Here is a 14,185-nt window from a genome sequence, read left to right on the forward strand (position 1 = left end):
GATGGACGCCCGTCGGAGCCCGACGGTCGGGCATCGACGCCAGAGGGGGACGGGAAAGAGCACCGCAGATGAAGAGACTCCTCGAATCGCAGAAGGTCCGCTTCCTCATCGCGGGCTGCACCAACACGGCGATCGACTTCCTCATCCTCAACACGCTCGTGCTCCTGCTCGGTCTGCCGACCCTCGTCGCCAACGTCTTCTCCGTCCTGGTCGGCATCACGATCTCGTACGCGCTGAACCACTTCTTCGTCTTCCGCCACCCGGGCAGGGTCTCGGTCGCCACGTTCGCGAAGTTCTTCCTCGTCACCGGGTTCAGCTCGCTGGTCCTGCAGTCGGCGATCATCTACGGCTTCGAGGTCTTCTTCGACACCCGCTTCGGCAACTCGCTGCTCTTCCTCCCCAGCTCCGGCGAGAACGCCTTCCTCGCGATCAACATCGCCAAGGCCGTCGCCGTCCTCGTGGGACTGGTGTGGAACTTCTGCATGTACAAGTTCGTCGTCTTCCGCCGTCCGGCGCACGATGCGCTGCCCGCGATCGAGACGGTCTCCCCCGCCGCCGTGGCCGTCAGCACCGAGCCCGTCGACATCGTCCGCTGAGGGCCGCAGGCTCCCGGGCACCGCTCGAGTCGCGTGCTAGCCTCGTCGAGTTCTTCCGACGGGGCACTCCACCCGTCGACGCCGCACCACCCGGAGGCTCCCATCGCCCGCTCGACGTTGCCCATCGCGGTCGTCGTCGTCACCCACTTCTCGGGTGAGGTCCTCCGCGCGTGCCTCGAGTCCGTGCCGGAGGCGACGGAGCACGACGTGCGCATCGTGGTGGTCGACAACCTGACCACGGACGACTCCGTCCGCAGCGTCGTCGAGCGCCTGCCGCAGGTCGAGTTCCACGAGACCGGGCAGAACCTCGGCTACGGCCGGGCCGTCAACTACGCGGTCGACCGCCTCGGACCCGAGGTCGAGTGGATCCTGGTGACCAACCCGGACACGGTCTTCCTCCCCGGCTCGATCGACGCCCTCTACGCCGCCGCGACGGCGGACGACCGGATCGGCTCGATCGGGCCCCGGATCCTCGACTCCGACGGCACGATCTACCCCTCCGCCCGCGCTCTGCCCTCGCTCGGCACGGGCGTCGGGCACGCCGTCTTCGCCCACGTCTGGCCCGGCAACCCGTGGTCGGCGACCTACCGGCGCTCGCGCGCGGTCGAGACCCTCCGCCACGGCCGGATGGAGGCGGGCTGGCTCTCCGGCGCCTGCGTGATGGTGCGCCGCACGGCCTTCGAGGAGATCGGCGGGTTCGACGACCGCTACTTCATGTACTTCGAGGACGTCCAGCTGGGCGACTCGCTCGGACAGCGCGGGTGGACCAACGTCTACCTCGCCGACGCGGTCGTCTCCCACCTCGGCGGGCACTCCACCCGCCTGGCCTCGGCGCGGATGCTCGCGGTCCACCACCGCAGCGCCTACCTCTACCTCGCGCAGAAATACGGGGCCTGGTACCAGGCGCCGATCCGTGCGGCGGTCCGCGCCGGGCTGGGCGCCCGGGTCGCGCTGATGCGCCTGCGCTCGAAGAGCTGATCCGCTCCGGTCGGGCGGGCCGCCCGGCCGGCGCCGATCGGCCCGCCCACCGGATCGGCGGTCAGGACGCGGAGTCGAGCTCCGTGTAGAAGGCCCGCGCCTCGTCCCAGGTCGGCAGCAGGCCCTGCGCCTCGGCCTCGGCCAGCGTCGGTGCGTCGGTGTCCTTCGGCGAGAGAAGCAGCTCGCCGGCCTCCTCCGGGAAGCGCAGGCCGATCTGCTCGTCGAGCGGGTCGATCCCCTTCTCCCGCACCGGGTCGAAGGTGGCGTTCACGAGGTACGAGACCACGGCGCCCTCGGTCAGCGCCACGAAGGCGTGCGCGACCCCCTCGGCGATGTAGACGGAGCGGCGGTCGACGTCGTCGAGCAGGATCGACTCCCAGCGCCCGAAGGTCGGCGACCCGACGCGCACGTCGATCACGTAGTCGAGGACCGCACCGGAGAAGCACGAGACGTACTTGGCCTGCGACGGCGGGATCTGCGCGAAGTGGATGCCGCGGACGGTGCCGCGCCGTGAGACGGAGGTGTTGCCCTGCCGGAGCGAGAGCGGGTGCCCGACCTTCTCGGCCAGGCGGTCGAAGCGGTAGAACTCGTAGAAGACCCCGCGATCGTCGGGGAACTGGCGCGGAGTCACTTCGTAGACGTCGGGGATGTCGAGCTCTCGGATCTGCACGGTCGCCAGTGTAACGACGGCGTGTCACGGGCCCGCGACGCCTCTCTGCCCCACCCGGCGGCGTGCCGGAGCGCCGATCGTCGGCCGACGGACCGCTCGGGCATGATGAGGAGGTGACCTTCCTCATCACGGGCGCCTCCGGCATGCTCGGCACCGACCTGCGCGCGGCCCTCGGCTCCCGCCCCAGCACCGCCCTCGGCCGCTCCGACCTCGACGTGACCGACCTCGACGCCGTGCGCGCCGCCGTCGCGGGACACGACGCCGTGGTGAACTGCGCCGCGTACACCCGCGTCGACGACGCCGAGACCGACGAGGAGGAGGCGCACCGCGTCAACGCCGTCGGAGCGCGCAACCTCGCCCTCGCCACCGCGGAGACGGGAGCCGCACTCGTGCAGGTCTCCACCGACTACGTCTTCGACGGCTCCGCGACGACCCCGTACTCCGAGGACCACCCCCGGAATCCGATCTCGGCCTACGGCCGCACGAAGGCCGAGGGCGAGCGCCTGGTGCTCGAGGCCAACCCGGAGCGCGGCTACGTCGTCCGCACGGCCTGGCTCTACGGCGAGCACGGCGGCAACTTCGCGAAGACGATGGTGCGACTGGCGGGCGCGCACGAGACGCTGACCGTGGTCGATGACCAGCACGGCCAGCCCACCTGGACCGCCGACCTCGCCGTGCGCCTGATCGAGCTGGTCGACGCGGAGGCCCCGGCCGGCGTCTACCACGGCACCAGCTCCGGCGAGACGACCTGGCTCGGCTTCGCCCGTGCCGTCTTCGCCAAGGCGGGCCTGGATCCCGAGCGCCTGCGCCCGACCGACAGCGGCTCGTTCGTCCGCCCCGCTCCGCGTCCGGCCTACTCGGTCCTCGGCCACGACGGCTGGAGCCGGGCGGGCCTGCCGCCGCTGCGCTCCTGGCAGGACGCGCTCGCCGCCGCACCCCTCGAGGCGGTGACCCCGTGACCACCACTCTCCGCGTCGTCGTCGACCAGATGCTCGCCCGCGTGCCCGGCGGCATCGGCCGCTACACCGAGGAGCTCACCCGCGAGCTGATCGCGACGGCTCCCCGCGACTGCGAGGTGGAGGCCGTCGTCTCCGCCCACCCGCCCGAGAAGGAGGAGGAGCTGCGTCTGCGCCTGCCCGGCCTCGCGCGCATCCACCGGCTGCCGCTCGGGCGCCGCGAGCTCTCGCGCGCCTGGCAGTACGGGATCGCCATCCCGGCCGGCGGCGGCATGATCCATGCCCCGAGCCTCTTCGCCCCGCTGCGCAGCCACGACGGGAGCGAGGGCGAGCAGATCGCCGTCACGATCCACGACACGGTGCCGTGGACGCATCCCGAGACCCTCACCCCCCACGGCGCGAAGTGGCACCGGGCGATGGCCAAGCGCGCCCGCAAGCACGCGGACGCCGTCGTCGTCCCCACTCACGCGGTCGCCCACCAGCTCGCCCAGCTGATGGACTTCGGCGATCGACTGCGCGTGATCGGCGGAGCCGTCGGCTCCGGCCTGGTCGTCCCGGAGGACGCCGACGAGCGCGCCACGACGCTGGGCCTCCCCCCGGAGTACGTGCTGAGCGTCGGCACGCTGGAGCCGCGCAAGGGCCTGGTCTCGCTGATCGCGGCCTTCGGAGGAGCGTCCGCGCCGGCGATCCCGCTGCTCCTGGTCGGCCCGACCGGCTGGGGCGACCTGGACGTGGCCTCCGTCGCCGACGAGCAGGGCCTCGACGAGACGCGCGTGCGCGCCCTGGGAGTCCTCAGCGACGCCGACCTCGCCGTCGTCCTCTCCCGTGCCACGCTCTTCGTCTACCCGAGCATCGCCGAGGGCTTCGGCCTGCCCGTGCTCGAGGCGATGCACTTCGGAGTGCCGGTGGTGCACTCCGACGACCCCGCGCTGATGGAGGTCGCCGCGGACGCCGGCGTCGCCGTCGAGCGCGGCGACGCGAAGGACTATCCGGACCGCCTCGCCCTCGCCATGAGCAGCGTGCTCGCCGACACCGGGCTGCGCGAGCGGATGTCGGTGGCCGGCCGCGACCGCTCCCGCGCCTTCAGCTGGCGCGACTCCGCCGAGCGCGTCTGGGCGCTGCACGCCGACCTCTGAGGCGTGCGGCACCCGGCCCTCTACGGCGCGGAGTCGCCCGACAGTCCGGCACTCACCAGCGAGTGCACGACGTCGTAGTCCGGGTCCTCCGGGTCGACGGCCGGCGGGACCAGCTCGATCGGATCCACCGGCTGGGACTTCGTCTTGAGCCCCAGCTGCACGAAGTAGCCGAGCATCCCCTGCGGGACGTCCGTCTTGATGACCTGGGACCCGGCGGACGCGACGTCCTGGAACTCGGCGAGGACGTTGCCCGGTTCGAACTGGGCGAGCAGCGCCTCCTGCACCTGCCGCTGGCGCGCCATCCGGTCGTAGTCGCTCGTGGTGTAGCGCGAGCGGGCGTAGGCGAGGGCCTGCTCGCCGTTGAAGTGCCAGTGCCCGGGATCGATCCACTGGTTGACCCCCTGCATCACGCCGTCGGAGTCGGGCAGCCCGCCCAGGGGCAGCGGCTCGTCGGCCACGTAGTCGATGTCGATGCCGCCGAGCGCATCGATCAGCTGGGCGAAGCCCTCCATGTCGATCAGCGCGTAGTACTGGATCCTCAGATCGAGGATGCCCTCGACCGCGTCGCGCATCGCCTCGATGCCGGGCTCGCTGCCGTGGTCGACGGCGTCGGGGTAGAGCTCCGGATGCTTCAGCTCGACCTCGGTGTAGACCGAGTTGAGCTTGCAGACGTCGACGGCGCAGTTGTCGGTGTCGTAGCCGTCGGGATAGAGCTCGTGCATCGGGCTGGTCTCGGGGAACGGGAAGTCGACGAACTCGCGCGAGACGCCGATGATCGAGGCCTTGCCGCTCGACGCGTCGATGCTGACCACCGAGATGCTGTCGGGGCGCAGACCGTCGCGGTCCTCTCCCGCGTCGCCGCCGAGGAGCATCACGTTGTAGCGGCCGTCGATCGGCTGCTCGATCGCTCCGCCGCCGAAGATCGACGACAGCGTCCCCCGGGTCACGCCGAGCAGGTAGGTGCCGTAGGCGGTGGTGCCGACCGAGACCGCCATCAGCGCGATCGTCGCGAACGCGAGCACACCGCGCATCCGCGGGCGCACCCGGACGACGCGGATCAGGCGGAGGGTGTCGAGCGTCAGCACGGCCCAGACCACCCCGTAGACGACGAGCGCGGCCTGGAGCGCGAGCATCGAGAGGTCGAAGGTCGCGAGCGTGTAGAGGCCGGTCGGGAAGACGAAGTAGAGGAGCACCGCGACCAGGAGGGCGACCCAGAGCCCGAGGGTGAAGCCGAGCCCCAGGCGCCCGAGCCGGCGGTTGCCCGCGAGGACCTGAGCGGACCCGGGCACCAGCAGGTTGACGATCAGCAGCCACCACGCCCGCCGCGTCATGAAGGCGCGGGAGGCGACGTCCGGGTGCCGCAGCGGCAGGGCGACGGCCGTCACAGGCCCGCCACCAGGGCGTCGTTCTTCGCGGCGACCTGCACCTCGAGGTCGGCGGCGAAGGCGTCGAGCGCTGCGGAGAGGGCGTCGTCCGCCGTCGCGAGGATCTTCACCGCGAGCAGTCCGGCGTTCCGCGCTCCGCCGATGGAGACGGTGGCGACGGGGACGCCCGCCGGCATCTGCACGATCGAGAGGAGGGAGTCGAGCCCGTCGAGGCGGGCGAGCGGGACCGGCACTCCGACGACGGGGAGCGAGGTCACGGCGGCGAGCATGCCGGGGAGGTGGGCGGCTCCGCCCGCCCCGGCGATGACGACCTTCAGGCCGCGGCCGCGGGCCTCGCGGCCGTACGCGATCATCGCCTCCGGGGTGCGGTGCGCGGAGACGACGCGGACCTCGTGCGCCACGCCGAACTCGGCGAGGACGGCGGACGCCGCCTGCATGACGGACCAGTCCGAGTCCGACCCCATCACGACGCCGACGAGCGGCGCGGGCCCGTTCACGAGCGCGTCCGCGCTCACGAGAGGGCTCCGGCAGGGGTCGGGGAGGTCGGCAGGCTCGTCACGGCGACCATCGTACGGGTCAGTCCGTGAGAACGGCCGCCGCCGCGCGAGCCTCGTAGACCACGAGGTCGAGGTCGTCGCCGGTGGCGTTCACGTGCCCGACCTTGCGGCCCGGTCGCGGCTCCTTGCCGTAGTTGTGCACTTTCACGCCCGGGTGATCGGCGAGCACCCGCGGGTAGCGGTCGGTCAGCGACTCCCCCACCGGGCCGCCGAGCACGTTGACCATCACGGTCCACGGATCGCGGCAGCCCGTCGCGCCGAGCGGCAGGTCGAGGACCGCGCGCAGGTGCTGCTCGAACTGCGACGTGGTCGATCCGTCCATCGTCCAGTGGCCGCTGTTGTGCGGGCGCATGGCCAGCTCGTTGACCAGGATCCGGTCGTCCGTCGTCTCGAACAGCTCGACGGCCAGGACGCCGGTGACCCCGAGGCTGTCGGCGATCTTCTGCGCGATCTCGGCCGCGGCGGCCGCGAGCCGGCCGGCGGACGCGGGGGCCGGAGCGATCACCTCGGCGCAGACGCCGTCGCGCTGCACGGACTCCACCACCGGCCAGAGGATGCTCTCGCCGGAGGGGCGCCGAGCGACGAGCTGCGCGAGCTCGCGGCGGAAGCCCACCAGCTCCTCGACCAGGAGCGAGCCGCCCCGGCCGTCCTCGGCGAGGGCGGTGAACCAGTCGTCCGCCTCGTGGGCGCCGCGCACCACGCGAACGCCCTTGCCGTCGTAGCCGCCGCGCGCGGTCTTCACCACGGCGCTGCCGCCGTGCTCGGCCAGGAACGCCCCCAGCTCCTCGGCGGAGGAGACCTCGGCCCACTCGGGCACGGGCACGCCGAGCTCGGTCAGGCGGCGCCGCATCATCAGCTTGTCCTGGGCGAACAGCAGGGCGTCGGGGCCGGGGTGCACGGCGACGCCGCGGGCGACGAGCTCGCGGAGGATCGGCTGGGGAACGTGCTCGTGGTCGAACGTCACCACGTCCACGGTCTCGGCGAAGGCGAGCACGGTCGCCTCGTCGCGGTAGTCGCCGACCCGTGTCGCGGCGAGCCCCGCCGGGGCGCCCTCGCTCTCGGCGAGCACGGCGATCTCGATGCCGAGCTCCACCGCCGCGGGGATCATCATCCGGGCGAGCTGGCCGCCCCCGATCACGCCGACGCGCATGGCGCTCCTCCGTCTCCGCCCGCTGGCGCGGGGCGGCTCCATGCTACCGAGGCCCCGACGCGCTCACGCGGGCGGCGGCCACTCCTGCTCGAGAGCGGGAGCCGCGCCGATCGCCTCCCGCAGCAGGTCGGCCGTGAGCTCCGGGTCCGGCAGGTCCCGCAGCACGAACACCTCGGCTCCCGCCTGCAGGATCCGGACGTCGCCGCACCGCGCGAGGCGCTGGCCGAGGGTGCGCTCGACCGCGACCTCCATCCTCCGATCGAAGACCACCTCGGCCCGCCGGATCGACGCCACGCCCCGGCGCGCGCTGAGGCCCGAGGCGGTGACGCGGTAGCGCACGCTCGCCCAGCCCGCGATCCCGGGAGCGCAGAGGAGAAGCACCAGAAGTGCGGTGCCGAGCCCGATGATCCAGCGCTGCAGGGCGAGCTCGAACTGCGCGGCGAAGTAGAAGCCCGTCCAGGTGAGCAGGAGGAGGCCGACGACCGGTGCGACCGCCCGGCGGGCGCGCGGGGTCAGCCGCGCCAGCTCGCGGTCGGCGGGGTCGGCCCTGGCCATCAGGAGCGCAGGTGCGTGACGTCGCCGGCCGGGAACGAGCGCAGCGCACCGCCCTGCTCGAGCAGGAGCGAGCCGTCCGGGGCGAGTGCGGCGGCGGTCCCCTCCTCCTGCGTGCCGTCGGGCAGCTCGAGCCGGACGTGCGTGCCGAGGGTGCCGCAGGAGGCGCGGACGGCGGCGGCCGCACCGGAGGCCTCGGCGTCGCCCTGGGCGAGCAGCGGAGCAAGCAGTGCCTGGAACCCGGTCAGGAACGCGGCGAGCACCTCGTCGGCGCTCGTCGTCCGCGCTCCGGCGAGAGCGAGCGAGGTGGCGGTCGGGACCGGCAGCTCCGCCTCCGTCAGCAGCAGGTTCACGCCGGTGCCGACGACGACCCGCCCGTCCGGCAGGCGCTCGGCGAGGATCCCCGCGACCTTCCGGCCGTCGATCAGGACGTCGTTGGGCCACTTGACGGCGACGTCCCCGTCGACGAGGGGTGCGAGGGCCCGGGCGAGAGCAGCGCCGGCCACGAGCGGCAGCCAGCCGGAGGCCTCGGCGCCGAGGGCGGAGGCGTCGACCAGAGTCGAGGCCGCGAGCGTGCGGCCCGCGGGCGCCTGCCAGACGCGCCCGAGCCGGCCGCGCCCGGCTCGCTGGTCGCCGGTGGCGACGACGGAGAGGTGCGGCCACGCGGCGGGGTCGGCGGCCGCCCGCTCGCGGAGCTCGTCGTTCGTCGACCCCGCCGACTCGAGCGCGACGACGCGGGGGGAGACGGCGGAGGAGAGCGGGAGGAGCATGCCGCCACGGTAGCGGCGGCTCCCGCGAGGCCGCTCTGAGCGCCGCTCGCGACGGCCCGCCCTTGTCCGGATCCTCCCGTTCGGAGCGGCCCTCCCTGTGCGAGTGCGACAAGAGGAGGCGTCCGCCCCGCCGGTATGGTGAGCGGGTGACCGCGAACACCGAACGTCCCGCGCCCGATCTGTACACGACCGCGGGGAAGATCGCGGACCTCAGGAACCGCTACCACGAGGCCGTCACGGCCAGTGGCGAGGCGGCGATCGAGAAGCAGCACGCCAAGGGCAAGATGACCGCGCGCGAGCGGATCGACACCCTCCTCGACCCGGGCTCGTTCGTCGAGCTCGACGAGTTCGTCCGTCACCGCACCCACGCCTTCGGCATGGAGAAGAAGCGCCCCTACGGCGACGCCGTCGTCACCGGGACCGGCACCATCCACGGCCGCCAGGTCGCCGTGTACTCGCAGGACTTCACGATCTTCGGCGGCTCGCTCGGCGAGGTGGCCGGCGAGAAGATCATCAAGGTGATGGACCTCGCCCTGAAGACCGGCGTCCCGATCATCGGCATCCTCGACTCCGGCGGAGCGCGCATCCAGGAGGGCGTGGTCGCCCTCGGCAAGTACGGCGAGATCTTCCGCCGCAACACCGCGGCGAGCGGCGTGATCCCACAGATCTCGATCATCTGCGGCCCGGCCGCGGGAGGCGCGGTCTACTCCCCCGCCCTGACCGACTTCGTGATCATGGTCGACAAGACCAGCCAGATGTTCGTCACCGGGCCCGACGTGATCAAGACCGTCACCGGCGAGGACGTCGGAATGGAGGAGCTCGGCGGTGCGCTGACCCACAACAAGATCTCGGGCGTCTCGCACTACCTCGCGAGCGACGAGAACGACGCGCTCGACTACGCGCGGACGCTCCTCTCCTTCCTCCCGGACAACAACCTGTCGCCGGTCCCCGTCTTCGAGACCGAGGTCGACCTCGAGACGACCGACGCGGACCGCTTCCTCGACACGGTCATCCCGGACAGCCCGAACCAGCCGTACGACATGCGCGCCGTCATCGAGCACATCGTCGACGAGGGCGACTTCCTCGAGGTGCAGCCGCTGTTCGCGCCGAACATCGTGATCGGCTTCGGCCGCGTCGAGGGCCGCTCCGTCGGCATCATCGCGAACCAGCCGAGCGCCATGGCGGGCACGCTGAACATCGAGGCGGGCGAGAAGGCGTCCCGCTTCGTCCGCTTCTGCGACGCGTTCTCGCTGCCGATCCTGACCCTGGTCGACGTCCCGGGCTACCTGCCCGGCACCGACCAGGAGTGGACCGGCGTCATCCGCCGCGGCGCGAAGCTGCTCTACGCCTACGCCGAGGCGACCGTGCCGCTGGTCACGGTGATCCTGCGCAAGGCCTACGGCGGCGCGTACATCGTGATGGGGTCCAAGCAGCTGGGAGCCGACATCAACCTCGCGTGGCCGACCGCCGAGATCGCCGTCATGGGCGGCCAGGGCGCGGTGAACATCCTCTACCGCAACGAGATCCGCAAGGCGGAGGAGGCCGGCGAGGACGTCGCAGCCGTCCGGACGCGCCTGGCGAACGAGTACACCTACAACGTCGCGAGCCCGTTCCTCGCGGCCGAGCGCGGCGAGCTCGACGGCGTGATCGAGCCCTCGGCGACGCGTGTCTCCGTCATCAAGGCGCTGCGGGCGCTGCGCACCAAGCGCGCCAACCTGCCCGCGAAGAAGCACGGCAACATCCCGCTCTGACCCGGCCTGCTCGGACGCCGCGGCAGGAGACGGGAGACCGTCCGTGCCGCCGCGTTCCGCTGCGCCCACCTCCTCACGGGGCGGAGGGGCGGAACGATCAGTCGGAGGAGCCGGGGCCGGTCCGTCGGGCAGCGGACTCCGCGGGAGCATCCGGCCGCACGACGGGAGCGACCGGCTCCGCGGCCGGAGCGTCCGGCTTCCCTGTCGCGGAATCGAGCTCCGCTTCCCGGGCATCCGCCCTCGCAGCCGGAGCACCCGCCTTCACCGCAGGAACGTCCGGCTCGGCTGTCGGAGCACCCGCCTTCACCGCTGGAGCGCCTGCCTTCGCGGCCGGAGCATCCGGCTTCGCCCCGGGCGCCTCCGACGGCTTCTCCTCCGGCTTCGCCCCGACCACCCGCGCGAACGCCAGCGCCTGCGAGGCGGAGAGATCGGGCAGGTAGGCGCGACCCAGCGCGGCTCCGATCCGGGGCAGCTGCAGCGCGTCGGGGTAGGTCATCCAGAGGCCCGCGTAGCGCGGGTGGAACTTGGCCTTGAAGCGGAACAGCGACGTGAAGCCGTAGGCCGGCTCGAGCGTCCGCGAGAGGAACTCGAGCAGGCGCGAGAGGACCGTCGGCTCCGGAGGCTCCTCCCCCTCCTCGACCGGTGCGGTGGCGAGCGGTGCGCCCGAGAGCGAGAGGAACTCGGCACCCTCCTCCTTGACGCGCAGCGCCGCGGAGGCGATGAGGAACTCCATGATCCCGGGCATCGAGTCGTCGGAGCGGCGCATGAAGTCGAGGGTCCAGCCGACCACGCGACCCTCCCGGTGCACGGGCAGCCAGCTCGTCACCCCCTGCAGCACGCCGTCCGGTCCGACCGCGAGCAGGAGGGCGACGTCGGGATCGCGGACCTCGTCGATGCCACCGAGGGTGAAGCCCATCTCGGGCAGCGCCTTCTCGGCGACCCAGCGCTCCGACAGGTCGACGATCTGGTTGGCCATGCCGAGGGAGAGCTCGGGCCAGCTGGTCCACTGCGCCTCGATGCCCAGCTTGATGCCGCGCGTGAGCGGGTAGCGCACCTTCTGCCACCGCTTGCCGGTGAGCTCGAAGGAGGAGAGCTCGATGACCGTCTCCTCGCCGACCGAGAGGCGCGACCAGCCGAGCCGGTCGAAGACGGGGAGCAGCTCGTCGTGGATGCTGTAGAACACGGGCGTCCAGCTGCTCTCGTCGCAGAACCGGACGAACTCGGCCACGATTTCCTCCCGCCGCTCGGGAGCGCAGGCCGGGTCGGAGAGGGTGATCGCCACGCCGCCGATCACCCGGTAGGCGACTCCGCCGGTCCCGTCGGCCGAGATCCAGTGCGCGTTGCCCTCCCAGGTCCCCTGGTGGCCGAGGCTGCCGGCGCCGTGCAGGGACAGGAGCGCGCGGTACCGCGCCTCGTCGCCGCGGTTCCGCTGCACGTCGGTGGCCCGGAGCAGGGCGACCACCGCGACGACGACCACGAGCCAGAACACCGGGCCGACCCACTCGAAGACGATCCGCGCGACGGGCTCCCGCGGCACGGCGAGCAGTCCGGCGCCGCCGAGGAAGCTCACCGGGACGAAGCGCAGCAGCCCGTCCAGGAGGAGTCTCCCGAGGCCCAGGAGCGGCTCGAAGCTCGTGCGCACGCCTGCCGAGAGCGCCAGGTAGCCGCCGAGGGACACGACGAAGGCGATGGCGACGACCCGCGTCCAGAGCCTCGCAGCGGCACGGGGCGCGCGGATGCGGAAGTGCCTCCTCCCGATCACGAGCATCGCCACGACGGCCAGCGGCACCAGCACCGTCGTCGCCACCCAGAGCAGGTACTCGGCGTAGTACAGGAACTCGGGGTGACGGGCGGCGCGCTGGAGGGAGAAGACCTCCAGGATCGCGATCGCGATGTTCACCCCGACCGCCAGCAGCAGGCCCAGGCGGCGCCCGGAGCGCAGGCCGTAGGCGGCGACGAGCAGGAGGAGGAGCGGGACGAACGTCAGCAGGATCGGCCCGGGGGCGACCAGGCTCAGCTTCACGTGGTGCGCGCAGTGCCGGAGGGCGCGGCTGCACGGGTCCTCGAGGTCCGTCGTCCCCGTGAAGGCGCTCTGCAGCAGTCGGCCGAGGAACGAGAACGGACCGTAGCCCGAGTCCGAGAGGACGGCGACGAGCGGACCGATGGCGGTGACGACGACGACCGCCGCCAGCAGCCCCCGGGACTCGCGGTGCGAGCTCGGCGCCGGACGCTGCGGACGCAGCCCCGACACTCCCCGCGCGAGCACCGCGCCGACCACGAGCCCCGCGCCGCCCGCGAGGAGCCGGTACGCGTCGGCGGAGTCGCCCGCGTAGAGCACGAACATCAGCACGACGGCGAAGACGGTCACCCGGAGCCGGCGACGCCACAGAGCGCCCATGAAGGCGGTCGAGGCGATGAGGGCGCCGACCGCGCCGATCAGCGGGTCGAAGGTGTGGTCGCCGACGGTGTCGCCCGCCCACCACTCGCCGGCGAGAGCGCCGATCGACTGCACGGAGGACCCGACGACGATCCCGACGGCGCCGGTCACGAGGAAGGCGAGGAGGGTGCGGGCCGAGCCGAGGCGGCGCTCCGCGGCGAGGAGCATCGGGAGCACCAGCACGACGTCCAGGAGCAGCTGCAGCGGATCCGCCGCGATCAGGAGGGCGGTCACCGCCGTCCAGGGACGGCCGTCGAGGGTCGTCATCGGGCCCGCCGCCCACCAGGCCGTCGTCTCGGCTCCCGCGGGGGCGACGAGCGTCCCCGTGATCGCGCTCGCGGCCAGGAGGACCAGGACGACCGAGACGGCCGCAGGCGACCTCCGGACCAGCAGACGCAGGGGGCGCAGCGCCGCGGCACCGCTCCTCGGGAACCACGTCGGCATGCGGGGACGCTCCTGTTCGCAACGGACGGACGACGCTCCGGCGGCATCCGGCGTCAGCATAGCCATGCCCCGCCGACCGGCGCCGTGAACGGCATGCGATAGCGTCACGGGATGACCGCCTCCGACTCCGCACCCGCCGTCGTCATCTCCACCCCCGGCCTCGACGCCGCCGAGATCGCCGCCGTCACGGCCGTCGTCACCGCAGTGACCTCGCGCACCGAGGCCGAGCCGGAGACCCCGCAGGAGCTCAGCGGGGGCTGGAACGACCGCGCCGCGGCGGTCCGCGGGCCGCTGCGGCCGGCACCGGGAGCGTGGCGCTCCTTCTCCGGCTGAGCGGACTCGCAGACGCAGCCCGTCGGGGAACGAGCGATCCGCGACGCGGAACGTGAAATTTGTCCCCCGATTAGTCCCCTAAAGTGCTGACTATGCGCCTCCTGGCGGAGCGAGCACACTAGTGGACGTACGGTGCTCCTCCTTCGGAAGGGGCACCGCCAATCACTCGCCGACCAGGGTAAGCAGGCGGGTGTGTTGGGGGCGAGTGAGGGTAATATTCGGGTTGTTACCCTCACTCGGGGTTTGACGGCGGGCCGGGCCCCCTCTTCGGAGGAGCGGACGGCCCGCCGCACTCCGTTAACAGGCTCTTCTCATCACGCGCTCTGCGCTCGACGGGCACTGCTCACGACGGCTCTGCTCACCCTCGTGCCGCGCCGACGATCGGTCCGCTCCGAGAGACCGGGCGCGCCGAGACCGGAGCTGTGCTGAGAGCCGGAGCGTCCCGCCCGCGGCACCGATCCGACATCCGC

13 protein-coding genes are annotated in these 14,185 nt (G+C 72.5%); 6 read left to right on the forward strand and 7 right to left on the reverse strand.

Annotated features, from left to right (window positions below):
• Window positions 1-68: 68 nt before the first annotated feature.
• Window positions 69-596, forward strand: coding sequence for a GtrA family protein (locus C5C27_RS00080; protein ID WP_104223158.1), 528 nt, complete (start codon window positions 69-71; stop codon window positions 594-596).
• Between the two features lie 117 nt (window positions 597-713).
• Window positions 714-1,574, forward strand: coding sequence for a glycosyltransferase family 2 protein (locus C5C27_RS00085; protein ID WP_244229466.1), 861 nt, complete (start codon window positions 714-716; stop codon window positions 1,572-1,574).
• Window positions 1,575-1,635: 61 nt separating this feature from the next.
• Here C5C27_RS00085 and C5C27_RS00090 read toward each other — a convergent pair whose 3' ends face one another.
• Window positions 1,636-2,244, reverse strand: coding sequence for a dTDP-4-dehydrorhamnose 3,5-epimerase family protein (locus C5C27_RS00090; protein ID WP_104232821.1), 609 nt, complete (start codon window positions 2,242-2,244; stop codon window positions 1,636-1,638).
• 113 nt (window positions 2,245-2,357) lie between these two features.
• Between C5C27_RS00090 and rfbD the strand changes: the two genes are divergently transcribed.
• The gene (gene rfbD, locus C5C27_RS00095; protein WP_104313096.1) at window positions 2,358-3,203 is read left to right on the forward strand and encodes a dTDP-4-dehydrorhamnose reductase; all 846 of its coding nucleotides are present in this window, start codon (window positions 2,358-2,360) and stop codon (window positions 3,201-3,203) included.
• A complete protein-coding gene (locus C5C27_RS00100; protein WP_258066450.1) occupies window positions 3,200-4,336 on the forward strand; it encodes a glycosyltransferase family 1 protein in 1,137 nt (378 codons plus the stop codon). Before rfbD ends, C5C27_RS00100 begins: the two co-directional genes overlap by 4 nt.
• 20 nt (window positions 4,337-4,356) lie before the next feature.
• On the opposite strand, the gene C5C27_RS00105 is transcribed toward C5C27_RS00100, so the two are convergent.
• The 5 genes from C5C27_RS00105 to C5C27_RS00125 all read right to left on the reverse strand — a co-directional run bounded on the left by C5C27_RS00105 (window position 4,357) and on the right by C5C27_RS00125 (window position 8,750).
• Window positions 4,357-5,721 carry an LCP family protein gene (locus tag C5C27_RS00105; protein WP_258066451.1) on the reverse strand — a complete coding sequence of 455 codons (1,365 nt, stop codon included), beginning with the start codon at window positions 5,719-5,721 and terminating at the stop codon, window positions 4,357-4,359.
• The gene (gene purE, locus C5C27_RS00110; protein WP_104249647.1) at window positions 5,718-6,185 is read right to left on the reverse strand and encodes a 5-(carboxyamino)imidazole ribonucleotide mutase; all 468 of its coding nucleotides are present in this window, start codon (window positions 6,183-6,185) and stop codon (window positions 5,718-5,720) included. Before purE ends, C5C27_RS00105 begins: the two co-directional genes overlap by 4 nt.
• 112 nt (window positions 6,186-6,297) lie before the next feature.
• Complete coding sequence (locus C5C27_RS00115; protein ID WP_104313098.1) at window positions 6,298-7,428, reverse strand: 5-(carboxyamino)imidazole ribonucleotide synthase; 1,131 nt, start codon at window positions 7,426-7,428, stop codon at window positions 6,298-6,300.
• A gap of 63 nt (window positions 7,429-7,491) precedes the next feature.
• Window positions 7,492-7,983 (reverse strand): PH domain-containing protein, encoded by a 492-nt coding sequence (locus tag C5C27_RS00120; protein WP_104313100.1) that lies wholly within the window; start codon window positions 7,981-7,983, stop codon window positions 7,492-7,494.
• Window positions 7,983-8,750: a biotin--[acetyl-CoA-carboxylase] ligase gene (locus C5C27_RS00125; RefSeq protein WP_104313102.1), complete on the reverse strand. Its 768-nt coding sequence runs from the start codon at window positions 8,748-8,750 to the stop codon at window positions 7,983-7,985. The genes C5C27_RS00120 and C5C27_RS00125 overlap by 1 nt, the downstream gene beginning before the upstream one ends.
• 146 nt (window positions 8,751-8,896) lie before the next feature.
• Between C5C27_RS00125 and C5C27_RS00130 the strand changes: the two genes are divergently transcribed.
• Window positions 8,897-10,501, forward strand: coding sequence for an acyl-CoA carboxylase subunit beta (locus C5C27_RS00130; RefSeq protein ID WP_104223164.1), 1,605 nt, complete (start codon window positions 8,897-8,899; stop codon window positions 10,499-10,501).
• A gap of 97 nt (window positions 10,502-10,598) precedes the next feature.
• Here C5C27_RS00130 and C5C27_RS00135 read toward each other — a convergent pair whose 3' ends face one another.
• Entirely contained in the window at window positions 10,599-13,382 is a 2,784-nt protein-coding gene (locus C5C27_RS00135; protein ID WP_181133400.1) for a DUF2156 domain-containing protein, read from the reverse strand.
• 111 nt (window positions 13,383-13,493) lie between these two features.
• Between C5C27_RS00135 and C5C27_RS00140 the strand changes: the two genes are divergently transcribed.
• A complete protein-coding gene (locus tag C5C27_RS00140) occupies window positions 13,494-13,715 on the forward strand; it encodes an acyl-CoA carboxylase epsilon subunit (protein ID WP_104313106.1) in 222 nt (73 codons plus the stop codon).
• Window positions 13,716-14,185: the final 470 nt, after the last annotated feature.

The organism is Rathayibacter sp. AY2B7, assembly GCF_002931635.1.
Lineage (GTDB): Bacteria > Actinomycetota > Actinomycetes > Actinomycetales > Microbacteriaceae > Rathayibacter.

Excerpts from the sequence above, each read along its gene's own strand:
- C5C27_RS00080 (WP_104223158.1), top strand. The coding sequence starts at position 69 with ATGAAGAGACTCCTCGAATCGCAGAAGGTCCGCTTCCTCATCGCGGGC.
- purE (WP_104249647.1), bottom strand. The coding sequence starts at position 6,185 with ATGGGGTCGGACTCGGACTGGTCCGTCATGCAGGCGGCGTCCGCCGTC.
- C5C27_RS00115 (WP_104313098.1), bottom strand. The coding sequence starts at position 7,428 with ATGCGCGTCGGCGTGATCGGGGGCGGCCAGCTCGCCCGGATGATGATC.
- C5C27_RS00120 (WP_104313100.1), bottom strand. The coding sequence starts at position 7,983 with ATGGCCAGGGCCGACCCCGCCGACCGCGAGCTGGCGCGGCTGACCCCG.
- C5C27_RS00125 (WP_104313102.1), bottom strand. The coding sequence starts at position 8,750 with ATGCTCCTCCCGCTCTCCTCCGCCGTCTCCCCCCGCGTCGTCGCGCTC.
- C5C27_RS00135 (WP_181133400.1), bottom strand. The coding sequence starts at position 13,382 with ATGCCGACGTGGTTCCCGAGGAGCGGTGCCGCGGCGCTGCGCCCCCTG.
- C5C27_RS00140 (WP_104313106.1), top strand. The coding sequence starts at position 13,494 with ATGACCGCCTCCGACTCCGCACCCGCCGTCGTCATCTCCACCCCCGGC.